This is a genomic window from Synechococcus sp. H60.2 (assembly GCF_047462315.1).
GTDB lineage: Bacteria > Cyanobacteriota > Cyanobacteriia > Thermostichales > Thermostichaceae > Thermostichus.
On sequence record NZ_JANSIZ010000019.1, the window covers coordinates 14,738 to 38,449 of the forward strand.

Sequence of the window (23,712 nt, forward strand, 5' to 3'; positions counted from 1 at the left end):
GGATCCCACCCTCTAGGGCGGCAAATAGTCGCCTTCCCGCGTTTCCGACTTTTGTAAAATAGGGAGGCCTGTCTCCTATTGCCGGCTGCCCAGCCCGCACCAACAGATTTGCCATGACCTCAACTCCTCTTGCTGCTGCCCACGCTGTTGCTTGGGATCCCCTCGACCCGCAGGTGCGCCCGGATCCCCAGGGCCGGTTTGGGCCGTTTGGGGGCCGCTTTGTACCGGAAACCCTGATGAGCGCCCTGACGGAGCTGGAGGAAGCCTTTGAGCGGCACTGGCAGGATCCCGAGTTTCGCGCCGAGTTGCACAGCTTGTTGCGGGATTTTGTCGGGCGGCCCAGCCCGCTTTACTTTGCCCAGCGGCTTACCGAACACTACGGCGGCCCCCAGATCTACCTCAAACGGGAAGACCTCAACCACACCGGCGCCCACAAGATCAACAACGCCCTCGGCCAAGTGCTGCTGGCGGTGCGCATGGGCAAGCGGCGGATCATCGCCGAGACCGGCGCCGGCCAACATGGGGTGGCCACGGCAACCGTGTGCGCCCGCTTCGGCCTGGAATGCGTCATCTACATGGGGGCGCTGGATATGGAGCGGCAGGCCCCCAACGTGCAGCGGATGCGCCTACTGGGCGCTGAGGTGCGCGGGGTGGAAGCCGGCACGGCCACCCTCAAAGATGCCCTCTCCGAGGCCATCCGCGACTGGGTAACCCATGTGGAGACCACCCACTACGTCATTGGCACGGTGGCCGGGCCCCACCCCTACCCGAAGCTGGTGCGGGCCTTTCACGATGTCATTGGCCAGGAGACGCGGCAGCAGTGTCAGGAGAAATGGGGAGGGTTGCCGGACGTGTTGCTGGCCTGTGTGGGCGGTGGCTCCAATGCCCTGGGCCTGTTCAACGAGTTTATCCGCGATCCCCAGGTGCGGCTGATCGGTATTGAGGCTGCCGGGGAGGGTTTGCACACATCCCGCCACGCCGCCACCCTCAACCGCGGTCGCATTGGGGTCTTGCACGGGGCCATGAGCTACCTGTTGCAAGATGAAGAAGGCCAGGTGCAGGAGGCCCATTCCATCAGCGCCGGCCTGGATTACCCTGGCGTAGGGCCGGAGCACAGCTACCTAAAAGAGATTGGGCGGGCCGAGTACTACGCGGTTACCGACGACGAGGCGGTGGAAGCGCTGCTGCTGCTGTCGCGCCTGGAAGGGATCATCCCTGCTCTGGAGACAGCCCATGCCCTGGCCTACCTGAAGACTTTGGCGCCGCAGCTTGGCCCCCAGCAGCGGGTGGTGGTCAATTGCTCCGGGCGGGGCGACAAGGACTTGAACACCGTTTTCCAGTACCTGCAGCAGCGGGGGCGTAGCCTAGCCTAGAGTTGGGTTGGCAAGGGGATCCCTGCCCATGTCCACCTTTGCCGTTCACCTGCTCGGCCTACTGACCTTGTTTCTGGGGGCGGGGCTAGTGCTGCTGGTTGGATCCCAGCCAGAGGTTTCCGGGCGCGTTGGCGGGATCCCGTCCCCGGCCACGACTTTCTGGGCAGGCGCCTTGGTCGACCCCAGGGAGGAAGAGGCGAAGGGGACAGGGATCCCCGCTCCCGGCCAGCCGCCACCCCTTCCTAAGACGCTGCCGGCCCTGGCGCGGCAGGCCATCGCCCACTACTTCGCCACTGGCCAGGTGCTGCCCGCCCCAGAAGAGATCCCGCCCCACTGGCGGCGCCCGGCGGGAGTTTTTGTTACGGTGACCAGGGAGGGGCGGCCCCGCGGCTGTTGGGGCAGCTTGGATCCCGGCGGCGAGGATCTGGCCAGGGCCACCATCCGGGCAGCGGTGGGGGCTGTTACCCGCGACTGGCGCTATCCGCCCCTGCGACCTGGGGAGCTGGAGTCGGCGTCCATCCAGGTGGCCATCGTGCGACGGGTGGTGCCCATCCCCTCGCTGGAGCAGGTGGATCCCACCCGCATGGGCCTGTTCATTCGCACGGGCACGCGGGGGGCGGTGTTGCTGCCCGGAGAAGCCCTGACAACGGAATGGCAGCTTTCCACCGCCAAAAGGCTGGCCGGGATCCCTGCGGATCAGCCAGTGGAGCTGTTTCGCGTGGAGGCGGAGCTGCTGCATGAGTTTTGAGGCCCAACCCGACCGGTGGCTGGCGGCGGTGCTGGGCAACACCCACGTGCGCTGGGGCTGGTTTGTGGGGGAGACCTTGGTCAAGGTGGAACAGTTCCCTGCCCACCGGCCCTTGTCCTGGCCGGAAGAGACGGAGCTGTGGCTGGCTGCCGTTGGCTCTGCCCCTTTGCCGCCGGGATCCCCGTGGGTGCATTGCCTTGGACTCTCCCAGGTGCCGCTGCGGGATCCCTACCCCGGCCTGGGGCTGGATCGGGCGCTGGCCGTCTGGGCTGCCGGCATCCACTACGGCTGGCCCTGTCTGGTCATCGACGCCGGCACCGCCCTAACCCTGACGGGGGCTGACCCGGAGGGATCCCTGCTGGGAGGGGCGATCCTGCCCGGCCTAGGGCTGCAGGCACAGGCACTGGCCGACCACACCGCCCGCCTGCCCAAAGTGGAGTGGGAGGCAGCGGATCCCTTGCCCCCCCGCTGGGCCAGGGACACTGGGGCTGCCATCCGCAGCGGCATTCTCCACACCCTGCTGGCCGGCTTGCAGGACTTCATCGCCGACTGGCGGCGCCGCTTTCCCCAGGGGCCCCTGCTGGTAACCGGCGGCGATGGCGAGCTGCTCTACCCCCACCTGCGCCCCCTGGACAGGGAACTGCACTGGGATCCCCACCTGGTGTTGCGGGGGATTGCCGGCTGCCGTCAGTTGCACCGCGCTGCTCGGCAGTTCCCTGGTGCAGAATAAAAACAGTCCCTCAAGGGTCAGACCCTCTCCAAAACGGGCAGGTTTTCAACTTTTGGCAACCCAGGGATCCCATGGCCAACGGCAACTCCTTCGGCGTCTTGTTTTGCGTCACCACCTACGGCGAGTCCCACGGGGGGGCGGTGGGGGTGGTGGTGGACGGCTGCCCGCCGCGGCTGCCCTTGAGCGAGGCCGACATCCAGGCGGAGCTGGATCGGCGCCGCCCTGGCCAGAGCTCCATCACCACGCCGCGCCAGGAGGCGGATCGCTGCGAGATCCTCTCCGGGGTTTTCCAGGGCTTTACGCTGGGCACACCCATCCACATCCTGGTGCGCAACCAGGATGCCCGCCCCCAGGACTACCGCGAGATGGCCACCACCTTTCGCCCTTCCCATGCTGATGCCACCTACCAGGCCAAGTACGGCATCCGCAACTGGCAGGGGGGAGGACGGGCCTCGGCGCGGGAGACCATTGGCCGGGTGGCCGCCGGGGCCATTGCCAAGAAGATCCTGCGTCTGGCGGCAGGGGTGGAGATCCTGGCCTATGTGCAGCGGGTCAAAGACGTGGAGGCGCAGGTGGATCCCAGCTCAGTAACAGCCGAGCAGGTGGAAGCCAACATTGTCCGCTGCCCCGACCCAGAAGCGGCGGCGGCGATGATTGAGAAAATCGAAGCAGCGGCGCGGGAAGGAGATTCTCTCGGGGGAGTGGTGGAGTGCGTGGCCCGCAATGTGCCCCGCGGGCTGGGCTGCCCCGTGTTTGACAAACTAGAAGCCGACCTGGCCAAGGCGGTGATGTCGCTGCCGGCCAGCAAGGGGTTTGAGATTGGGTCGGGGTTTGCCGGCACCTACCTGACGGGCAAGCAGCACAACGATGAGTTTTACATGACCCCCAGCGGCTGGCGCACCCGCAGCAACCGCTCCGGCGGCATCCAGGGGGGCATCAGCAACGGGGAAGATATCGTCCTGCGGGTGGCCTTCAAGCCCACCGCCACCATTCGCCAGCCTCAAAACACGGTCACCCTCGACGGGCAGGAGACGGTCTTGGCGGCGCGGGGGCGCCACGATCCCTGTGTGCTGCCGCGGGCGGTGCCGATGGTGGAGGCGATGGTGGCTTTGGTGCTCTGTGACCATCTGCTGCGCCACCACGCCCAGTGCGGATCCCTAGTCTTGCCGGAGGTGCCCATGCCTGCCGTTCCTGTGCCCCACAGTTAGCGGCAGCCGGTCGGAGCCCTTGCGGAGATCCTGATTGCGCCAGCGGGATCGAGTCTTTGTATCCTGAGAAAGAGGCGGGATCCCTGCTCATGGCCAAGGCCAAAACCGTCTGGGAGTGTAGCCAGTGCGGCGAGCGCTATCCCAAGTTTTTGGGCCGCTGCGACAACTGTGGCGCCTGGAATACCCTGACGGAGGTGGTTCTCACCCCCTCTCCCAAGTCTGGGTCACCCCAGCGTCTTGTCCCCCCGCGCAGCCGTGGCAACGGGATCCCCCAGGCAGCCCTTCCTCTCGCTCAGGTGCACTCGGATCGCCACCCCCGCCTTTCCTCGGGCTTTGGCGAGTTCGACCGCGTGTTGGGGGGCGGCATTGTACCGGGATCCCTGGTGTTGATCGGCGGCGATCCGGGCATTGGCAAAAGCACTCTGCTGCTGCAGACTGCTGCTCATCTGGCCAAGGGCGGGCCTGTCTTGTACGTGTCGGGGGAGGAATCGGCCCAACAGATTAAGCTGCGTGCAGATCGCCTTAGCGGGACGGAGGGGCTGGGGATAGAAAGCAAGCAGCTCTACCTATTGGCCGAGACCGAGCTGGAGGCCATTCTGGCCGAGATCCAGGCTCTGCAGCCGCAGGTGACCATCATTGACAGCATTCAGGCCATCTTCTGGGGGCAGCTTAGCTCAGCGCCGGGATCCGTCTCCCAGGTGCGGGAATGTGCCGGCCTCTTGATGCGGGTGGCCAAAAAACTGGGGGTGGCCCTGCTCATCGTTGGCCATGTCACCAAAGATGGATCCCTGGCCGGGCCCAAGGTGCTGGAGCACTTAGTGGACACCGTCTTGTACTTCGAGGGGGATCGCTTTCAGAGCCACCGCCTGCTGCGCGCCGTCAAAAACCGCTTTGGGGCAGCCCAGGAAATCGGCGTTTTCGAGATGACTGCCTCTGGCTTGGTGGAAGTAGACAACCCCTCGCAGCTTTTTTTGAGCAGCCGGGATCAGGCCACGCCAGGAACAGCCACCATCGTTGCCTGTGAGGGCACCCGCCCTTTGGTGGTCGAGGTGCAGGCCCTGGTCAGCCCCACCAGCTACAGCTCCCCCCGCCGCACCGCCACCGGCATCGAGCCCAACCGCTTTCTGCAGATCTTGGCGGTGCTGGAAAAACGGGTGGGGATCCCGCTTTCCAAATACGACGCCTACATCGCCTCCGCCGGCGGCATCCAGGTGGCCGAGCCGGCTGCCGACTTGGGGGTGGCCGTGGCCGTGGCCGCCAGCTTCCGGGATCGCCAGGTGGATCCCTTCACGGTCTTGATTGGCGAGGTGGGCCTGGGGGGACAGGTGCGCCCGGTGCCGCAGTTGGAGCAGCGCCTCAAGGAAGCCGCCAAGCTGGGGTTCCGCCACGCCATCATCCCCAACAGCCCTGTTTTGGCCGACGCTGGCCTGCGCCTCAGCCGGGTGCAGCGGCTGCTGGAGGCCCTGCTGGTGGCTCTGCCCAGCTCCGAGCCTACCCAGTGAGAGGGGATCCCCAACTGGCCCAGCTCGGCAGTCGATCTTCCGCCGAGAACCAATCTGCGGGCAAATGTCATATCTATAGCGTTATATAGTAAAGTCTTATGCAAGGACAGCGACTCGATCCCTGCTCGGGTGGGCACCCTATCCTACAGACACTGGCGAAAGATACTGACCAAGGATCGACCTATGGCGTTGGTGGCCCTGTTTATCTTCGTGGTGTACCTGATCGTCTCCCGCTTGAACGCCCAAGCAGAGCGCTAGCTGCTCTCCAAAAGGGATCCGGCCAAAGCTGAGGAGGTCTGGCAGGATTTTTTGTCTCTTGCTCTGCTCAAGGAGGCAAGCCCAGGGTTGGGCTTCTGTCTCTGGCGTGGGATTGGAGAAGCTCTCTGGTCACCCTTTTCCCAGCAGCCTTTGCTACCCTCGAGATGGTTTCATATCGGCTGATCGACAAACAACCGAGCAGCCCCTAGCAACCCTGCAAGGGATCCCGGCATCATGGTTTCTGCACCTTCTAGCCCCCTCAAGCCCTCGACACCAGCAGCGGAGTTTCCACCGCCGCCGCCACCGGATGTCAGCGACCTGACAATCGAGGACGACCAGCCTGTAGACAGCATCTACTCAGAGAAGCTGCAGCGCCTGCTCACCAGCGCCCTCTACGCTTCCTTTCAACCCAGGGCCAAAGACAGCGGCGAGCCGATCCCCTTCTTGGCCACGGCCAACGTCGGCCTGTTCTACGCCCTCAAGCTGCCGCCGCTGGTGCCCGATGTCATGCTCAGCCTGGAGGTGGCTCCCCCCGCCAGCTTCGAGCGCAAGGAAGATCGCACCTACTTCGTCTGGGAGATGGGCAAGCCCCCCGACGTGGTCATTGAGATTGTCTCCAACCGCGAGGGGGAAGAGCTGGGTCGCAAACTCAGGGACTATGCCCGCGCTGGGGTGGCCTACTACGGGGTGTACGATCCTTTGCGGCAACTGCGGGAGTTACAGGGATCCCCGCTGGTTCTTTTTCAGCGGCGGGGGGGAGAGCTGGTTCCCTTCGATTCCACTTGGCTGGAGGAGATTGGCCTGGGCTTGACCCTCTGGCAGGGATCCTTCGAGGGCGTCAACACGGAATGGCTGCGCTGGTGTGACCGAGAGGGCCAAGTTTTGCCCACCGGCGACGAAAAGGCCGCCCTAGAGCAGCAGCGGGCCGAAAGAGAACGCCAACGGGCCGAAAGACTTTTGGAGCTGCTGCGTTCCCACGGGATCGCGCCGCCGGAAGAGTAAAAAAAGGATCCCGTCCGTTCCTGAAATCCTCTATTCCCTTTACTTCTATGTCCACTCTCCCCAGCAGCAGTGAAGCCGCCCAACGGGCCGCCCGTCTCGAGAAAGCCCGCCATCTGCAGGAGCAAGGGATCCTGCCCTATGCCTATTCTTTCCCGGTTACCCACCTGGCCGCCGAGTTGCAGGCCCAATTTGCCGATCTCGAGCCCGGCGCCGAGCGGGAGGATGTGCAGGTGGCCGTGGCCGGGCGGATCCGGGCGCGGCGGGTCATGGGCAAACTGGCCTTTTTTACCCTTCAGGATCGCTCCGGCACCATCCAGCTCTACCTAGAAAAGCAACGGCTGACGGAGCACATGGGAGAGCTGGCTTTCAAGAACCTGGACAAGCTGCTCGACGTGGGCGACTGGCTGGGAGCCAAGGGCTGTCTCAAGCGCACCGAAAAAGGCGAGTTGTCGGTGCGGGTGGACGAGTACCAGGTGCTGACCAAGGCGCTGCTGCCCCTGCCCGACAAGTGGCACGGCCTACGGGATGTGGAGAAACGCTACCGCCAGCGCTACGTCGATCTCATCGTCAACCCCGAGGTGAAGCAAACCTTGCTCGACCGGGCCAAGATCGTCCGCTCCCTGCGGCAGACCCTGGAGGAGCAGGGCTTTGTGGAGATCGAGACGCCGGTGTTGCAGGTGATCCCCGGCGGGGCGGAGGCGCGGCCTTTCATCACCCACCACAACGCCCTGGATCTGGATCTCTACTTGCGCATCGCCACCGAGCTACACCTGAAGCGGCTGGTGGTGGGCGGGATCGAGCGGGTGTACGAAATTGGGCGGGTCTTTCGCAACGAAGGCATCTCCACCCGCCACAACCCGGAGTTCACCTCGCTAGAGGCCTATCAAGCCTTTGCCGACTACCACACCATGATGGAGCTGACCGAAACCCTGGTCTGCAACGCCGCCCTGGCGGTACGGGGATCCCTGCAAATTACTTACCAAGGGGAAGCCATCGACCTCACCCCACCCTGGCGGCGGGTGACGATACAGGAGTTGGTGGAAGAGGCCACCGGCATCTTCATCGACGTGGAAAAGGGATCCACTGCTGAGCTCTTGCCCGCCCTGGCCGAGCAGGGGATCCCCGATCTCTCCCCCCAGGACTCCCCCGGCAAGCTGCTGGTCAAAGCCTTCGAGCACTGCTGCGAAAGCCGTCTGCGCCAGCCGACTTTTGTTCTGGACTATCCCCTGGAGGTATGTCCGCTCACCAAGCCCCACCGCAGCAAGCCGGGGTTGGCGGAGCGCTTTGAGCTGTTTATCGTCGGGCGAGAGACGGCCAACGCCTACTCGGAGCTGACCGACCCGGTAGACCAACGGCAGCGGCTGGAGGCCCAGGCGGCCCTGAAGGCAGCCGGAGACGAAGAGGCCCACTTTCTCGACGAGGACTTCCTCACCGCCCTGGAGTACGGCCTTCCTCCCACCGGCGGCCTGGGCATCGGCATCGACCGTCTGGCGATGCTGCTGTGCAACGCCCCTAGCATCCGTGATGTCATCGCCTTCCCGCTGCTGCGACCGGAGACGGGAGAAAGCCCTGAACAGGAAAAAGCCCCTGGATAGGGGCCTATGCTACAAGGGCACGGTTCAGGGAAGTTACATCATCCCCGCACCGCCGGAGCGGCCTGTTCCTGTTTTCGTCTTAGGTTCGGGCTTTTCCACCACAATGGCTTCAGTGGTGAGGTACATGGCGGCGATGGAAGCTGCGTTTTGCAGCGCCGAGCGCACCACCTTGGCCGGATCCACGATCCCCTGGGCAAACATATCGACATAGGTTCCGGTCAGGGCGTCGAAGCCAAAGGGCATCTCCTTCTCCAGAACCTTTTCCACCACCACAGACCCCTCCAGGCCAGCATTGTGGGCAATCTGATAGAGCGGCGCCTGTAAAGCCCGGCAGACGATGTCCGCCCCCACCTGCTCTTCTGCGTTCAAGGTGGCCTTAAAGGCCGGGATCCCTTTGGAAAGATGCAGCAGCGTTGCCCCGCCACCGGGGACAATCCCTTCCTCCACTGCCGCCCGCGTGGCATTGAGGGCATCTTCAATGCGCAGCTTGCGATCCTTGAGCTCCGTTTCGGTGGCAGCCCCCACCTTGATCACCGCCACCCCACCGGCCAGCTTGGCGATCCGCTCCTGCAGCTTCTCGCGGTCGTACTCGGAATCGGTGGTCTCCAGTTGCTTGCGGAGTTGGGCCACCCGCTTCTCCACCGCCGCTTTGGTGCTGCCATCGGTGACAATGGTGGTCTTGTCTTTGGTAACGGTAATCTTGCGGGCCACCCCCATCATGTCTAGGGTGACATTTTCCAGTTTGATGCCAATCTCTTCGGAGATGAGCTGCCCACCAGTGAGGATGGCAATGTCCTCCAACATGGCCTTGCGTCGATCCCCAAAAGCCGGCGCCTTCACCGCCACCGCGTTCAACACCCCCCGCAGGCGGTTCACCACCAAGGTGGCCAGCGCCTCTCCTTCGACATCTTCCGCAATGACCAGCAGCGGCCGCCCCTCTCGTGCCACTCGCTCCAGAACAGGCACCAGATCTTGTAGGCTGGAGAGCTTGTTGCTGGTGATGAGCAGATAGGCATTTTCGTATTCGGCCACCATCCGCTCCGTATCAGTCACAAAATAAGGGGAAATGTAGCCGCGGTCGAACTGCATCCCTTCGACAACTTCCAATTGGGTTTCCAGCGACTTGGACTCTTCGACCGTGATCACCCCATCTCGCCCCACGGCATCCATGGCTTTGGCAATCATCTCCCCCACTTCCGGGTCGTTGCCGGCAGAGATGGTAGCCACCTCGGCGATGGTCTTGCGGCCTTCCACAGGCTTGGCATGGGCGGCAATTTGCTTCACCAGGTAGGCGGTGGTCTTCTCGATGCCGCGCCGCAAGGCTACGGGGTTGGATCCTGCCGAAATATTCTTCAGCCCTTCCCGCACCATGCTCTGGGCCAAAATGGTGGCTGTGGTGGTGCCGTCTCCGGCCACGTCGTTGGTCTTGGTGGCCACTTCTCGCATCAACTGGGCACCGGTGTTCTCCAAAGGATCCGCCAACTCAATTTCTTTGGCAATGGTGACCCCGTCGTTGACGATCTGGGGAGCGCCAAACTTCTTCTCCAGAACAACGTTGCGCCCTTTGGGGCCAACCGTAACCTTGATTGCATCCGCCAGTTGATTGATGCCCTGCTCCAATGCCTTGCGGGCCTCTTCTTTAAACAGAATCTGCTTGGCCATAGAATCCGCGATCCTCGTAATTTCAACTGGGCTACTTAGCGCTGAGTGCTGCTAGGCAGAGTGGGATCCCAGAAGAGCCCCAGCGATCCATCGGCTTGGCCGAGTGCAGAGTTAGCACTCTGGAACCTCGAGTGCTAATCTAACCCAAAAGCGGGATCCCCAGCAAGATGAGTTGGGTTTGGAGTCGCGGCCTTGGCGGGGATGGGAGAGCTAGGCGTTGCCACCGATGAGGATGTCGGGAAACTGGGCTTGGGCTTCGCTGATGGGGCGCTCGCGTCCGCCGTTTTGCCAGTAGTTGATCAGTTCAGTGGCTTGGTTGAGCAGAGTGATGCGATCTTCCTCGCTGATCCAAGTTTTGCTCTCCAGCTCAGCTTTGAGCTGTTCCCAGGCGTCATCTCGCGGCCAGAAGAAGTAGCGGGTGAGGGGGCTGCGGTTTTTGGCCACCACCTGATCCACGGCAATGGCCAAATCGTTTTCCAGCCAGAGAGCTTTTAGGGCAAGTTTCGGCAAGGCTCTTTTCTCCTTTGCAGGACTCGACAGGTCACACGCTGGCTCGGCCTGAGCCGGGCAGCCTTCTATTCTGACATAAGTCCGGATCCCTCAGGGGATAGGCCCGCTCAGCCCTGTTTAGGTCTTGGGGCAAAAGCGCTTAGATCGCAGAGGGCTGTTTTCCCTTTCAGCACCAAATCTCTCAGGACGGCGGCGCTAATCGGGGCCAGCAACACCCCATTGCGGTAGTGGCCAGTGGCAACAAAAAGATTGACATAGCCGGGAGCCGGCCCCAGGATGGGGGCACGCTGCCCCAGCGGTCGGGGTCGATGGCCGGCCCAGTGCTCCAACAAAGTCGCTTCGGCCAAAGCCGGGCAGAGCCGGATGGCGCGGGCCAGCAGATCTTGCAGCGCCAGCAGCGTCGGCTGGGGATGGGGGGCCTGAAACTCCACGGTTGCCCCCACCCACAGGGATCCATCGCCGAGGGGAACCAGGTGCAGATCCGCGGCGCTCACGACCGGCCCCAGAGGGATCCCAGCGGCTTTGATCCGCAGGGCCTGGCCCTTGACAGCCTGCAGCGGTATCTGCAACCCCAGCTCCTCAGCCAAAGGGGAGCTGCCCAGGCCGGCAGCGAGAACGACATAGCCTGCCGAGAAGGTAAAGGCCGGCGTATAAACTGCCTGCAGGCGAAAGGGAGGATCCGGGCTGCGCTGCATCTTCTGAACCGGCTGATGGAAGAAAAAGCGGCAGCCTCTACGCTGGGCTGCTTCCACAAGCGCCTGCGTGAGGAGGCGGGGTTGGATCTGCCGATCTTGGGGCGAGTAGATGGCCCCGGCCAGGTCGCCGCGCAGGCCCGGCTGCAGGGATCCCACTTCGCGGGGGCTAAGCAGCTCCAGGCGGTAACCTGCTTGCCGCCGAGCCGCCAGGGTTGCTTGCCAAGCGTCCACTTCCTCCTCCCGAAGGAGCTTGAGGATGCCGTGCCGATTGACGGGCAAATTCCGACCCAAGTCCGCTTCCAGCCGGGCAATCAAGGGATCAAACTGCTCCAGGCTTTTCAGGCGCAACTGCACCACCTCCCCATCCGGCTGGCGGCTGCAGATCCCCATCAACACCCCCAGTGACGCGCCTGTGGCGCCTGAGGCCGGATCCTTGGCGTCGATCCCAACCACTGATAGCCCTGCGGAAGACAGCTCGTAGGCGATGGCACAGCCCACCACGCCACAGCCAATCACCAAAACGTCACAGTTCAAGGTTCTTCCTCAAAGAGATCCCTTTTGCCGTGATACCCCATTCTCCGGGCGGGATCCCTTCTGGAGAGCGGCCAGCTTTGCCGCCCTTGTCCTCTGCGGCAAAAAGTAGGGGAAACGGCTAAGATGTCGACATCCCCGACTGCCTTCGCCCATGGATACTGAACTGCTGCTGCCCGACATCGCTGATCTGGTCACTGAGGACGATACCCCGGTGGATAACTTTGCCTCTGAAAAGCAGCAGCGTCTCCTGACGGGGGCACTCTACAGCTCTCTGCCCCACAAAACCTTCCTGGCAGCAGCCAATGTGGGCATCTACACCACCCCTAACCGACCTCCCATCGTGCCGGATGTTTTTCTCAGCCTGGATGTCACGGTGCCGGAACAATGGTGGGAGAAGCAGAACCGGTGCTATCTGCTCTGGCAATTTGACAAGCCGCCGGATGTGGTGATTGAGATTGTCTCCAACCGCGAAGGCGACGAGCTAGGGGGCAAGCTCAGTCGCTACGAGCAGATGCGGGTCAGCTACTACGTGGTTTTTGATCCCAACCACGAGCTGGGGCCAGAGGAGCTGCGCATTTTCGAGCTGCGAGGCCGCCACTATGCGGAAATGACCGAGACCTGGCTGGAACAGGTGGAGCTGGGCCTGAGGCTGTGGGACGGAGTTTTCGAGGGGAAACAAGCCCGCTGGCTGCGCTGGTGCGATGCCCAAGGGCAGTTGCTGTTGACGGGAGATGAGCGGGCCGAGCTGGAGCACCAACGAGCCGAGCGGGAGCGCCAGCGGGCCGAGCTGGAACGCCAACGAGCCGAGCGGGAGCACCAGCGGGCCGAGCTGGAACGCCAACGAGCCGAACAGGAGCGCCAACGGGCTGAGCGTCTGGCGGAAAGGTTGCGGGCTTTGGGCGAGGATCCTGATCTGGAGAGGTGACATACTCCTGGCCCTCACCGCATCCCACCCTAAGTGAAGGTCTCAGGAAAACCTATCTCCAAAGTCGCTGGGGATCCCCCGCTTTCCCCTACACTCAAAGAGGGAGCTACCCCTAAGTTGGGAAATCGTCCAGATGGGCTATCGCCGCCAGGATTGGTTGGCCTACTGGCTGCTCAAGTGGCTGGTGGTCAATCCGCTGTTTCGGGGACTGTATTTTGGCCGCACCTATGGCCAGGAAAACGTGCCTCGCCAGGGATCCCTGATCATTGTCAGCAACCATGCCAGCCACTTGGATCCGCCGCTGGTGGCCAATGCAGTGCGCCGCCCTGTAGCCTTCATGGCCAAGGAAGAGCTGTTTCGGGTGCCAGCGCTGAAGCAGGTGATCCGGCTCTACGGGGCCTACCCGGTCAAGAGAGGCGGCTCTGACCGCGCTGCCTTGCGAGCCACGGAAGCAGCCCTGGCGCGGGGATGGGCGGTGGGGATCTTTCTCAACGGCACCCGCACCCCCGATGGCCGCATTCCCCAGCCTCACCTGGGGGCTGCCTTGGTGGCAGCGCGCACCCAGACACCCCTGCTCCCCGTGGCCCTCTGGGGTACCGAGAAGGTGCTGCCCAAGGGATCCCGCTGGCCGCGGCTGTTCTGCCCCATCACGGTGCGCATCGGCAAGGTGATCCCCCCCCCTGCTTCCAGCGATAAGGCTGATTTGCAACAGGCGACGGCAGAGTACGTGCAGGCTATCCACGCTCTCTTGGATCAGGGGCGCTGAGGGTATCTTGGGCTACCAGATACTCGGCCACCGGGATCCCGCCCAGGATATGCTCTTGCAGCACCCGCTCTATCACCGGGGGCGTGGCCGAGTGGTACCAAAACCCACCGGGATACACCAGCAACACCGGGCCGGGAACGCCATAGTCACACCCGCGCAGGCAGTTGGCCTTGGTGCGGTGTACTCTCAGGGAGCTGCCGCCTTGGATTTCCAGGTTCAATTCCCTGATCCGCGATCTCAAATAGTCCCAGGCTTCCAATCCGACGGCTTTTTCACAGCACTTGGGCTTGGTCTGGTCGGCGCAGAGAAAGAGATGCCAATGGTAAGACGGAAGCGGAGCCGGCTGAGGTTCTGAAGATGCGGTTGCCGGCGTGGGAACGGGAGCGGAAAGCTGGGTCATAGAGGATCCCTCTAGCCTACTGCCACTAGATAATCGCTAGATAATTATATGAGAATATGAGTGGCTAAAGAAGATGCCGGGCATCCCGACAAACCCTCTGACCCTTAGGGAATGGGGTAGAGGTCTGGGGCTGGGCTGTCCTAGCCTGGATAATACAGGTCCCTCACCTGTCCAGCAATGGTGAACGACGCTCCCCAACAGCGGCTGTTTCTCGCCCTCCTACCCCCGGCAGACTTGCAGGAGCAAGTGACCGCCATCAAACAACAGTTTGCCGAGCAATTTGCCAGCCGCGCAGCCCTGCGCTCGCCCCCTCACATTACCCTGGTGCCTCCTTTCGAGTGGCCCACTGCCGAGCTGCCAGCCCTGACGGGATCCCTGGGAGAGTTTGCCAAGGAGCAGGCTCCGGTTGCCGTTGAGCTCCGCGGCTTCGGTGCCTTCGCGCCACGGGTTATCTATATCCACGTCGAGCCCTCCCCTGAGCTGCAACAGCTCCAGGCCAAGACACAGCGCCACATGAATCTGCTGCTTAAGCCAGAGCCGACCCCTACCCCAGCTCGTCCCTTTGTCCCCCACATGACTGTGGCCTTTCGGGATCTCAGCCCGGCCCAGTTTCACATCGCCTGGCCACAGTTCAAAACTCGCCCTTTCCAGGGATCCTTTCTCGCCTCCGCTCTCACCCTCCTCAGCCATGACGGCAAGCGCTGGCAAGTTTTTGCCGAATTCTCCCTCTCCGCCTCTGAGGGATTGAGACAGGAAACAACAGCCTACTCAACCCAGTGAGCAGCCATGTATTCAGCCAGATCCAGCACCCGCTGCGAGTAGCCCCACTCGTTGTCATACCAGGCCATCACCTTCACCAGATCCCCGTCCAGCACACTGGTCATCTCCGCATCCACAATCGCCGAGCAGTCGTGGCCGCGATAGTCGATGGAGACCAAGGGGATATCGGAGTAGGCAATGATCCCTTTCATCGTGGTCTCTGAAGCTTCCTTGAGAGCCGCGTTCACCTCTTCGGCAATCACACGCCGCTCTGTTTGCACCACCAAGTCCACCAGCGACACATTGGGCGTGGGAACCCGTACTGCTACCCCGTTCAGCTTGCCCTTCAGTTCGGGGATCACGAGCGCTACTGCCTTGGCCGCCCCGGTGGTAGTGGGCACCATGCTCAGCGCCGCCGCCCGCGCCCGTCGCAGATCGCGGTGGCCACCATCCAAAATCCGCTGGTCGCCGGTGTAGCTGTGGGTGGTGGTCATCGTAGCCCGCAGGACGCCGAACTTGTCCAGCAGCACCTTGAGGAGCGGGGCAAGGCAGTTGGTGGTGCAACTGGCGTTGCTGACAATGTTGTGCCGCACCGGGTCATAGGTGTGCTGGTTAACGCCATACACAAAGGTAGGGATGTCGCCTCCCTTGGCCGGAGCCGTGATCATCACCTTCTTGGCTCCCGCCTCTATGTGTTTGGAGGCACCCTGGTAGTCTACAAAAACACCTGTGGCCTCAATAACAAGATCCACTTTCCACTCTTTCCAGGGCAGGTTGCTGGGGTTGCGATCGGAAACGGCATGGATGTGCTTGCCGTTAACCAGCAGGCCACCCTCGGTAGCCTCCACTTCCACCCCTTGCAGTGGCCCGAGGATGGAGTCGTACTTGAGCAGATGGGCAGCCGTGCGAGCGTCTGAGGTGTCGTTGATGGCAACAATATCCAAGTTGGACTGGGAGCGCCCCAGCCAACAACGCAAAAAGTTGCGACCGATGCGACCGAATCCGTTGATGGCTACCCTGACCACTGCTCTTAACCTCGCTGCTTGAAATGCTTCGGGAGCTGCTGCTTAGCACATAATACCGCAAGCCCTGGCTATTCTGAAGATAAAATTTGGGATCCCACCGCTTGATTTTTGGCTTCTTTGTAGGAGTGCCAGAACCTTGATTCTAGGGATCCCAGCCTGCCGGCAGGGGTTCTTTTTCCTCAAGCAGGATAGCGCTGCTGCAGCAGGGCCATAGCCGAGGCGACATTTTCCGCCCCCCGTTGTTCCAGGAGATCTGCGAACATGCTGTCGAGCCAAAAGAGGCGCTCGCCGATGATCTGGGTCCAGGCGCGGTAAAGCTTCACCTGGACTTCCAGGGGCAATAGGAGCAGCCCTTCGCTGGAGAGGCGCAGGGTTTGCACCTCGGTTAGGCTCACTGCGGTAAAGGAGCGCCGCCGCCCCGTCAGCAAGGAAAGTTCTCCAAACACGCGCCCAGCATGCAGTGTTGCCAGCCAGTAATCGCCGGGATAGCGCATGTACTGGCGCCGCAGCTCCACGATCCCGCTGAGAACTACGTACAGGTCGCTGCTGGGATCCCCTTCTTGGAAGATTACCTGGCCGGGAGAAAAGCGACTGGGCAGTAGGGCAGCCGTCAATGCCTTCCACTCAGCATCTGCCAAGGACTGAAAGAGCAAGTGGTCGCGAACACGCTCAAACGGATAACGGGTGCTGCTCATCGGGTAAGCGGCTGGAAGTGCTTGGGGCCAGCTCTGTTTCATCCTACCGTCACCCCACGTTTTGGGTAGGAAGGATGCCTGAAATAGGCTTGGGCGAGAAGGCCATTTTCCAACATGTAGAATTTTTGCCGGCCATAGCGCCGGCAGAAGTTCTGCCTAGGCAGGCTGTGGGGGTTCCTGAAAAAGCCGGAGAAGCTCGCCAGTCCTTCCCGGGAAGCGGCAAAGATGCATACAAATGGAGAAAGCTCTCTAGGGATCCCAATCGATGCAGCCTGGTTCGATTGTCCGCTGCCGCGAGCGCGAGTGGGTGGTGCTCCCCGCTGATTCCGAAGAAGGGGTAGTGCTGCGGCCCCTTACTGGCACGCCAGAGGACGCGATTTGCCTTCACCGACAACTGATGAACCTCATAGGCGGCACCTTGCCCTTTGAGCGCATCGAGCCGGCCTTCTTCCCGCTGCCCCGCGCCGACCAAGTTGCCGATGCTGCAGCCGCCCATCTCCTCTGGCAGGCAGCGCGCCTTATCTTACGCGAGGGCGCCACTCCCTTCCGCTCGCTGGGGCGCATCTCCATCCGGCCACGAACCTACCAGTTTGTGCCGTTGCTCATGGCGCTGCGCCTTGATCCGGTGCGGCTATTTATTGCCGATGATGTGGGAGTGGGCAAGACCATTGAAGCGCTGCTGATAGCCAGAGAACTTCTGGATCGCGGCGAGATCCGCCGCTTTTGTGTCCTCTGCCCGCCTTACTTGTGCGAGCAGTGGGCCAGGGAGCTGGCGGAAAAGTTTAACCTCGAGCCGGTAGTTATCCGGTCGGGGACGGTAGGGCAACTGGAGCGGCAAACCCCGCCGGGACAAAATCTCTACGAATACTTCTCGGTGCAGGTGGCCAGCATTGATTTTGTTAAAACGGAGCGCAACCGCCCTCAATTTCTGCAGTTTTGTCCTGAGCTGATCATTGCCGACGAAGTGCACGGGGCGGCAGCGGCCAGTTCCGGCAGAGCTCAGCAGGAGCGGCATGCTCTTTTGAGAGCTATTGCCCAAGCGCCCAACCGCCACCTAATCCTGCTGACGGCTACTCCCCACAGCGGCATCCCAGAGGCCTTCCGGTCGTTGCTGGGGCTGCTGCGGCCGGAGTTCGAGGAGTGGGACCTTCAGGATCTCAAGGAGAACCAGCGCATCGAGCTGGCCCGTCACTTTGTCCAGCGCACACGGCAGGACATCAAGGAGACCTGGCAAGAAACCGCCTGCTTCCCAACCCGGGAAGCTGAAGATGAGACCTATGACCTTTCACGCTGCTACCGCGAGCTGTTTGAGCGCACCTATGCCTTCTGCTCGGAGCTGGTGCGCACCGGCCAGCAGATGGAGCAGCGGCGGCGGCGCGTACGCTACTGGGGGGCGCTGGCTCTTTTGCGCTGTGTCATGTCCAGTCCGGCAGCGGCTCTGGCGGCGCTGGCCAATCGCAGCGCAGGCTCTCGGGAAGAAGAGGCTGAGGAGAGCTTTAGCCGCTGGGTGTTCGAGTCGGGACAAGAGCGTACTGACGACGAATTACCGCTGCCAGCTCTTGAAGCTGCAGAGCAAACTCTGCCCGACAGCGACCGCCGCCGGTTGCGGGAGCTTGCCCGTCTGGCCCACCAACTTCACGGCGTAGACCAAGACACCAAGCTGGCGCGGGCCATCGAGCTGGTGAAGCGGCTCCTCGCCGAGGGCTTTCACCCCATTCTCTGGTGCCGCTATGTGGCCACAGCAGGGTATCTTGCCGACCACCTTCGGCAGCACCTGGGATCCGCAACTCAGGTAGCCTGCGTAACCGGCCGCATGGGCGACGAGGAACGGGAGGCCAAGATTGCGGAAATTGCCGTTGACCAGCCACGGGTGCTGGTGGCCACCGACTGCCTCTCGGAAGGGATCAACCTGCAGGAAAAGTTTACAGCCGTCATCCACTACGACCTGCCCTGGAACCCCAACCGGCTGGAACAGCGGGAGGGGCGGGTGGATCGCTATGGCCAACGGGCCGAACGGGTCAAGGTCGTCCGCTTTTTCGGGCGGGATAACCCTGTGGACGGTGCGGTGCTGCAGGTGCTGCTGGACAAGGCGCGGGAAATCCGCCGCACCCTTGGCACCCACGTGCCTGTGCCCGAAGCGAGTGAAAGCGTTACCCAGGCGGTGCTGGAGGCCCTTTTTCTGCGCCAGGGATCCGGCTCAGGGGAGCGCCAGTTGGCGCTGGATCTGGGGATGGCAGAGGTGAGCCAGTTTCACGCCCAGTGGGATCGCTCTGCTGAGCAGGAGCGGCGCAACCGCACCCGTTTTGCCCAGCGATCCCTCAAGCCGGAAGAAGTGCAGCGGGAACTGGAGGCCACAGACGCTGTGCTGGGGGATCCGCAGGCCGTGCAGCAATTTTTTCTAACTGCTGCCCAGCGCCTAGGCCTGGCTGTGATCCCTGACCGGGAGTCTGGAGTCTTCCGGGTCAACCTCAGCCAGGAGGGCACGGCAACCCTGCCGGAGGCCATTCGTTCAGTCCTGCCCCAGCCCAAGGGTGGACAGTGGCGGATTAGCTTCATCTCCCCCACGCCGGAAGGAGCGGAATACGTTGGCCGCAACCACCGCCTCATCGCTGCCCTGGCCCACTTTTTGTTAGAGAAGGCCTTAGATAAGCCTGAAGAGGCCGTCGTCTCCCGCTGCGGGGTCGTTCGGACGCGGGCTGTGGCTGCGCTCACCACCCTCTTGTTGCTGCGGGTACGCTACCTAGTGGAGCAGCCGCTGGCTCAGCCTCTGCTAGCGGAGGAGGTGCTGGTGCTGGGAGGGGTTGGCCTAGAAAGAGGCGAAGCCCGCTGGCTGGAAAGTAGGGCAGCGCTCCAGCTTTTGGCCGCAGCCAAGCCAGATGCCAACCTGCCGCTTGTAGAAAAGCAGGAGTTGGTGCAGCAGGTGCTAGACAGCCTCAGCCCCTGGCCGCCGACTGCAGAAAACTGGGGTCTAGGACACCCCCTTCAGCAAGGGATCCGGGAGGCCATTTTCCAGCGAGCTGGCGAGCTGGCTGAGGCCCACAAGCGCATCCGACAGGCCATCTCCCAGCGCGTGCGCGGGCTGGAGGTTAAGCCGCAGTTTCCCCCCGATCTGCTGGGAATTCTTGTCCTACAACCTCTGCTGTCCAGATGAGCCAATTTCCTGCTGTACGCCTTGAAGGGGGCCTCTTGGGGCCGGACATTCTGGAGCAGCTTTTGGCTGGCGAGCTGTCAGGCCAGAAGCCGAAAGACTTTGGGCTAGAAGACAAGCGCAGCCTGACGGAAGAAATTGCCAGCGTCTTTGCCGAGGCCCGCACCCAGTGGGAAGTTTTCCGCCGCCGGCTGGCCCGTCTGCCGGAAGGGGATCCGGCCACGTCGGTTACCCGCGATGCCTGGGTTATTCCCTTTCTTAGCTTTCTGGGCTACGAGCTGCGCTACAACCCACGGGCCTATGAGCTGGACGGTGCTACCTTTGCCATTTCGCACCGCGCCGGCGAAGCAGAGGATGCTCCGCCGGTGCACATTGTGGGGGTACGCCAGGAGCTGGGGCGGCTGGCTTCCACTGGCAGGCCGCGTCTAGCCCCTCACTCACTGCTGCAGGAGTATCTCAACCGCAGCGAGCACCTCTGGGGCATCGTCACCAACGGGCTGACCCTCCGTCTATTGCGGGACAGCACCTTTGTGCGCCGGCAGGCCTATGTGGAGTTTGACCTGCAGCAGATCCTAGAGGAGCAGCGCTTTAACGACTTTGCCATCCTGTTTCGCCTGCTGCACCGCAGCCGTTTGCCCCAAAAGGCAGAGCAGGCGCGGGAGTGTTGGCTGGAGAAGTACTACCAGCAGGCTCTGGAACAGGGGGGGCGAGTCCGCGAGCGGCTGCGGGATGGGGTGGAAGAGTGCCTCAAGGGCCTGGCCAAGGGTTTTCTTGCCCATCCCAAAAACTCCCACCTGCGGGAGCGGCTGGCTTCTCCAGGATCGAACTGCCTTACCCCGGAGGAGTTCTACCGGCAACTGCTGCGGCTGGTCTACCGCTTTTTGTTTCTCTTAGTCTCAGAGGAGCGGGGGCTAATTAGCGCCAGCCCCCTCTACCGGGATCACTACGGCGTGAGTCGGCTGCGGCGACTTTTGGAGCGGCGCAGCGCTTTTACGGAGCATGAGGATCTTTGGTGCAGCCTGCGGGTGCTCTGGCGAGTGCTTTCCCAGGAGGAGCTGGCAGAGCATCTAGGGGCTGCACCTCTCAACGGCGAGTTGTTTGCCCCTTTGGAGCTGGATGGGTGCAGCCTGAGCAACCGGGATCTGCTGCAGGCCTTCTGGCACCTGGCCTACTACCAAGAGAACGCGACCTCGCCGCCGCGCCGGGTCAACTACGCCGCTTTGGACGTAGAGGAGCTGGGATCCGTCTACGAAAGCCTGCTCGACTACCGGCCCCAGATTGACACCTCAGGCAGTGTGCCCTGCTTTGACTTAGGCTACGGCTCTGAGCGCAAAAGTACCGGCTCCTACTACACCCCGCCGGAGCTGGTGGCAGAACTTGTCCGCTCGGCCCTGGAGCCAGTGCTGCAGGAGCGGCTGAAGTCTGCAGCCGGCCGTGAGGAAAAGGAACGGGCCATCCTATCGCTGCGGGTTCTGGATCCCGCCTGTGGCTCTGGGCATTTTCTCTTGGCGGCTGCCCGACATCTGGGCAAGGAGCTGGCCAAGGTTCGCACCGGCGAAGAGGAGCCCGCCCCCGAGACTGTGCGCGAGGCCATCCGCGACGTGGTGGCCCACTGCCTCTACGGCGTGGACAAAAACCCCTTGGCGGTGGAACTCTGCCGCGTGGCCCTCTGGCTGGAGGCCCATTGCGCCGGCAAACCGCTTACCTTCCTCGATCACCGCATCAAGTGTGGCGACTCGCTGGTGGGGGTGCTGGATCTAAAGGTTCTGGAAAAGGGCCTTCCTGATGCTGCTTTCGAGCCGGTAAGTGCCGACTCCAGGGAGGCTGCCCGCTCTCTGAAGGGGCGAAATCGCGCCGAGCGCAGGGATTTGGAAACAGGCCAGCTTTCTCTGCCGCTTGAGGCCGACCAGGTGGTGGCCCAGCTCAGCCAGGAGCGGCAGCAGCTCGAAGCTATCCAGGACGACTCGCCAGCCAATGTACGCCGCAAGCAGGAGCTCTACACCCGCTACTGTCAAAACCCAGAACACCAGAAACTGACAGAAGCCTGCAACCTTTGGACGGCGGCCTTTTTCCAGCGCTTGACCTCGGACTTCTCGGCGGCCATTACCACGAAAGCGGTCAGCGAGCGGCTGGAAAATCGAGCCAACTCCCGCGCTCTGGCCACCGCCGTAGCCCTGGCTTGCGAACAGCGCTTCTTCCACTGGCCACTGGAGTTCCCGGAGGTGTTTCACCTTCCCCCCTCGCCCGGAGAAGGGGGCTGGGGCGGTGAGGGCGGCTTCGATGTTATCCTCGGCAACCCACCCTGGGAACGCATCAAGTTGCAGGAAGAAGAGTTCTTTGCCAGCCGCGATACCGCCATCGCCCGTGCGGCTAACGCAGCGACGCGCAGGCGGCTAATTGCAGCACTCGCCAACACCAACCCCACCCTCTGGCAAGACTATCAGCGCGCCTTGCACGCCGCCGAAAGCACCAGCCGCTTCCTGCGTGGCAGTGGGCTATATCCCCATACCGGTCGCGGCGACATCAACACCTACTCTGTGTTTGCCGAGCGCGTCCGCGCCCTGCTCAACCCTCGCGGGCGGGCCGGCATCATCGTGCCAACTGGCATCGCCACCGACGCCACCAACCAATTCTTCTTCGCCGACCTGGTGGAAAAGGGGCAACTGGTCAGCCTGTTTGACTTTGAAAACCGCGACAAACTCTTTCCAGCAGTAGATAGTCGTATGAAATTCTGCCTGCTCACCATCTGCAGGAGAAGCACGTCGGTGAGCCCCCCTACCTTCAGCTTCTTTGCAACTCGCACCGAACACCTGCGCGACCCACGCCGCGTATTCACCCTAACCGCCGACGACATTGCCCGTATCAATCCCAACACCCGCACCCTGCCCGTCTTCCGCACCCGTCAGGATGCCGAGCTGACAAAGGCTATCTACCAGCGCGTGCCGGTGCTAGTGAATGAAAACTCTCCCCCCTCTCCCCTTGTGGGAGAGGGGCCGGGGGTGAGGGCCAACCCCTGGGGTGTGCGCTTTCTACGCATGTTCGATATGTCCAACGACTCCGGCCTCTTCCGCACTCGCGCGGAGCTGGAGGCGAAGGGGTATCGGCTGGTGGGGAATGTGTTTGTGCCCTCACCCCCTAACCCCCTCTCCCGCACTGCAGGAGAGGGGGGATGGCCCTCATCCCCGGATTCCTTCTCCCACCCAGCAGGAGAAGGGGAGTACAAATTGCCTGAAGCCAGCCGGGAACTGATTGCCAGAGCACGGCAGTTACGCCGCGAGGCGACTACCGCCGAACGCTTGCTATGGGAATTTTTGCGTGACCGTCGGCTGTTAGGCCGGAAGTTCCGTCGTCAACACCCGATTGGACAATTCATCGCCGACTTTTTCTGTGACGACGCCCGTCTAATCATCGAGATAGATGGGGGCGTGCACCGCGAACCCACTCAGCAGGAACGCGACCGTTTGCGGGAGGAAATCCTGCGCAAACATGGCTTTGCCGTTCTGCGCTTTACCAATGACCAGGTATTGGACCAGACGGAACAAGTCCTCCGAGAAATTGCCGACTATGTCGCTACTCATTCCTACGAGCATCCAACCCCTCACCCCCCAACCCCTTTCTCCCAGAGTCTTGGGAGAAGTAGCCCTCACCCCCTTTCTCCCCCTCTCCCCAAGCTTGGGGAGAGGGGGATGGGGGGAGAGGGACTCTACCTCCCCCTCTACGAAGCCAAAATGCTCTGGCACTACGACCACCGCTACGGCACGTATGAGGGAGTGGATTCGCGTTCTAGCACCCAACTACCTACCCCTGACGCAGCACAGCACGCCGACCCGCACTTCGTCGTCCAGCCCTGGTACTGGGTGCCGGCAGAGGAGGTTGAAGCCCGCCTGGGCGAGTGGGAACGCGGCTGGCTGCTCGGCTGGCGCGATGTAGCACGCTCCACGGACGAGCGCACTGTTGTAGCAAGTATAGCCCCCTGCGTCGGATACGGTGACAAATTTCTACTAATGCTTCCCCAGCAGAAAGCGCTTGTGATTGCTGCGCTTCTAGCTTGCATGGATTGTATAGCTTTCGATTATGTAGCCAGACAAAAGATTGGTGGAGTACAGCCTGTTAAGGAATCAAGGGGTACAGTAGCAACACTTAGCAAACCAACTTCGGAAGCAGGATGGATTAATCA

At 62.3% G+C, this 23,712-nt stretch carries 18 protein-coding genes; 12 read left to right on the forward strand and 6 right to left on the reverse strand.

Going from position 1 to position 23,712, the window contains the following annotated elements; all coding sequences use genetic code 11:
- Nucleotides 1–113 precede the first annotated feature (113 nt).
- The 7 genes from trpB to lysS all read left to right on the forward strand — a co-directional run bounded on the left by trpB (nucleotide 114) and on the right by lysS (nucleotide 8,416).
- Nucleotides 114–1,373, forward strand: a complete 1,260-nt coding sequence (gene trpB, locus NW845_RS04695) for a tryptophan synthase subunit beta (protein ID WP_414338227.1) — start codon at nucleotides 114–116, stop codon at nucleotides 1,371–1,373.
- A 28-nt stretch (nucleotides 1,374–1,401) separates the two neighbouring features.
- Entirely contained in the window at nucleotides 1,402–2,121 is a 720-nt protein-coding gene (locus NW845_RS04700; RefSeq protein ID WP_414377133.1) for an AMMECR1 domain-containing protein, read from the forward strand.
- Complete coding sequence (locus tag NW845_RS04705; protein WP_414377136.1) at nucleotides 2,111–2,851, forward strand: pantothenate kinase; 741 nt, start codon at nucleotides 2,111–2,113, stop codon at nucleotides 2,849–2,851. The genes NW845_RS04700 and NW845_RS04705 overlap by 11 nt, the downstream gene beginning before the upstream one ends.
- Nucleotides 2,852–2,922: 71 nt before the next feature.
- Nucleotides 2,923–4,059 (forward strand): chorismate synthase, encoded by a 1,137-nt coding sequence (gene aroC / locus NW845_RS04710; RefSeq protein ID WP_414377138.1) that lies wholly within the window; start codon nucleotides 2,923–2,925, stop codon nucleotides 4,057–4,059.
- Nucleotides 4,060–4,148: 89 nt separating this feature from the next.
- On the forward strand, nucleotides 4,149–5,561 hold the full coding sequence (gene radA, locus NW845_RS04715; protein ID WP_414377158.1) for a DNA repair protein RadA: 1,413 nt from the start codon (nucleotides 4,149–4,151) through the stop codon (nucleotides 5,559–5,561).
- Between the two features lie 492 nt (nucleotides 5,562–6,053).
- Nucleotides 6,054–6,821 (forward strand): Uma2 family endonuclease, encoded by a 768-nt coding sequence (locus NW845_RS04720; RefSeq protein WP_414364411.1) that lies wholly within the window; start codon nucleotides 6,054–6,056, stop codon nucleotides 6,819–6,821.
- Between the two features lie 47 nt (nucleotides 6,822–6,868).
- Nucleotides 6,869–8,416, forward strand: coding sequence for a lysine--tRNA ligase (gene lysS / locus NW845_RS04725; RefSeq protein WP_414377141.1), 1,548 nt, complete (start codon nucleotides 6,869–6,871; stop codon nucleotides 8,414–8,416).
- 33 nt (nucleotides 8,417–8,449) lie between these two features.
- Here lysS and groL read toward each other — a convergent pair whose 3' ends face one another.
- The 3 genes from groL to NW845_RS04740 all read right to left on the reverse strand — a co-directional run bounded on the left by groL (nucleotide 8,450) and on the right by NW845_RS04740 (nucleotide 11,817).
- Nucleotides 8,450–10,078: a chaperonin GroEL gene (groL, locus tag NW845_RS04730; protein ID WP_414377144.1), complete on the reverse strand. Its 1,629-nt coding sequence runs from the start codon at nucleotides 10,076–10,078 to the stop codon at nucleotides 8,450–8,452.
- A gap of 210 nt (nucleotides 10,079–10,288) precedes the next feature.
- Entirely contained in the window at nucleotides 10,289–10,618 is a 330-nt protein-coding gene (locus NW845_RS04735; protein ID WP_414364441.1) for a 30S ribosomal protein PSRP-3, read from the reverse strand.
- A gap of 77 nt (nucleotides 10,619–10,695) precedes the next feature.
- Complete coding sequence (locus tag NW845_RS04740) at nucleotides 10,696–11,817, reverse strand: NAD(P)/FAD-dependent oxidoreductase (protein WP_414377146.1); 1,122 nt, start codon at nucleotides 11,815–11,817, stop codon at nucleotides 10,696–10,698.
- A gap of 151 nt (nucleotides 11,818–11,968) precedes the next feature.
- Here NW845_RS04740 and NW845_RS04745 point away from each other — a divergent pair, with 151 nt between their 5' ends.
- Both NW845_RS04745 and NW845_RS04750 read left to right on the forward strand, forming a co-directional pair.
- Complete coding sequence (locus NW845_RS04745) at nucleotides 11,969–12,742, forward strand: Uma2 family endonuclease (RefSeq protein WP_414377149.1); 774 nt, start codon at nucleotides 11,969–11,971, stop codon at nucleotides 12,740–12,742.
- A 133-nt stretch (nucleotides 12,743–12,875) separates the two neighbouring features.
- On the forward strand, nucleotides 12,876–13,508 hold the full coding sequence (locus NW845_RS04750) for a lysophospholipid acyltransferase family protein (protein WP_414334248.1): 633 nt from the start codon (nucleotides 12,876–12,878) through the stop codon (nucleotides 13,506–13,508).
- Here NW845_RS04750 and NW845_RS04755 read toward each other — a convergent pair.
- The gene (locus NW845_RS04755) at nucleotides 13,477–13,908 is read right to left on the reverse strand and encodes a (2Fe-2S) ferredoxin domain-containing protein (protein WP_414334246.1); all 432 of its coding nucleotides are present in this window, start codon (nucleotides 13,906–13,908) and stop codon (nucleotides 13,477–13,479) included. The genes NW845_RS04750 and NW845_RS04755 overlap by 32 nt on opposite strands.
- 177 nt (nucleotides 13,909–14,085) lie before the next feature.
- Here NW845_RS04755 and NW845_RS04760 point away from each other — a divergent pair, with 177 nt between their 5' ends.
- On the forward strand, nucleotides 14,086–14,688 hold the full coding sequence (locus tag NW845_RS04760; RefSeq protein ID WP_414377152.1) for a 2'-5' RNA ligase family protein: 603 nt from the start codon (nucleotides 14,086–14,088) through the stop codon (nucleotides 14,686–14,688).
- On the opposite strand, the gene gap is transcribed toward NW845_RS04760, so the two are convergent.
- A complete protein-coding gene (gene gap, locus NW845_RS04765; RefSeq protein WP_414364424.1) occupies nucleotides 14,673–15,692 on the reverse strand; it encodes a type I glyceraldehyde-3-phosphate dehydrogenase in 1,020 nt (339 codons plus the stop codon). The genes NW845_RS04760 and gap overlap by 16 nt on opposite strands.
- A 179-nt stretch (nucleotides 15,693–15,871) precedes the next feature.
- Entirely contained in the window at nucleotides 15,872–16,387 is a 516-nt protein-coding gene (locus NW845_RS04770; RefSeq protein WP_414334241.1) for a Crp/Fnr family transcriptional regulator, read from the reverse strand.
- 265 nt (nucleotides 16,388–16,652) lie between these two features.
- Between NW845_RS04770 and NW845_RS04775 the strand changes: the two genes are divergently transcribed.
- Together NW845_RS04775 and NW845_RS04780 are read left to right on the forward strand one after the other, a co-directional pair.
- Complete coding sequence (locus NW845_RS04775; RefSeq protein ID WP_414377154.1) at nucleotides 16,653–19,538, forward strand: helicase-related protein; 2,886 nt, start codon at nucleotides 16,653–16,655, stop codon at nucleotides 19,536–19,538.
- Nucleotides 19,535–23,712, forward strand: a 4,178-nt coding sequence (locus NW845_RS04780) for a DUF559 domain-containing protein (protein WP_414377155.1), incomplete at its 3' end; no start/stop codon positions are given. The genes NW845_RS04775 and NW845_RS04780, both read left to right, overlap by 4 nt.

Bases quoted from the DNA above. Each gene is read 5' to 3' on its own strand.
- trpB (WP_414338227.1), top strand. From the start codon at position 114: ATGACCTCAACTCCTCTTGCTGCTGCCCACGCTGTTGCTTGGGATCCC.
- NW845_RS04700 (WP_414377133.1), top strand. From the start codon at position 1,402: ATGTCCACCTTTGCCGTTCACCTGCTCGGCCTACTGACCTTGTTTCTG.
- NW845_RS04705 (WP_414377136.1), top strand. From the start codon at position 2,111: ATGAGTTTTGAGGCCCAACCCGACCGGTGGCTGGCGGCGGTGCTGGGC.
- aroC (WP_414377138.1), top strand. From the start codon at position 2,923: ATGGCCAACGGCAACTCCTTCGGCGTCTTGTTTTGCGTCACCACCTAC.
- radA (WP_414377158.1), top strand. From the start codon at position 4,149: ATGGCCAAGGCCAAAACCGTCTGGGAGTGTAGCCAGTGCGGCGAGCGC.
- NW845_RS04720 (WP_414364411.1), top strand. From the start codon at position 6,054: ATGGTTTCTGCACCTTCTAGCCCCCTCAAGCCCTCGACACCAGCAGCG.
- lysS (WP_414377141.1), top strand. From the start codon at position 6,869: ATGTCCACTCTCCCCAGCAGCAGTGAAGCCGCCCAACGGGCCGCCCGT.
- groL (WP_414377144.1), bottom strand. From the start codon at position 10,078: ATGGCCAAGCAGATTCTGTTTAAAGAAGAGGCCCGCAAGGCATTGGAG.
- NW845_RS04745 (WP_414377149.1), top strand. From the start codon at position 11,969: ATGGATACTGAACTGCTGCTGCCCGACATCGCTGATCTGGTCACTGAG.
- NW845_RS04750 (WP_414334248.1), top strand. From the start codon at position 12,876: ATGGGCTATCGCCGCCAGGATTGGTTGGCCTACTGGCTGCTCAAGTGG.
- NW845_RS04755 (WP_414334246.1), bottom strand. From the start codon at position 13,908: ATGACCCAGCTTTCCGCTCCCGTTCCCACGCCGGCAACCGCATCTTCA.
- NW845_RS04760 (WP_414377152.1), top strand. From the start codon at position 14,086: ATGGTGAACGACGCTCCCCAACAGCGGCTGTTTCTCGCCCTCCTACCC.
- NW845_RS04770 (WP_414334241.1), bottom strand. From the start codon at position 16,387: ATGAGCAGCACCCGTTATCCGTTTGAGCGTGTTCGCGACCACTTGCTC.
- NW845_RS04775 (WP_414377154.1), top strand. From the start codon at position 16,653: ATGCAGCCTGGTTCGATTGTCCGCTGCCGCGAGCGCGAGTGGGTGGTG.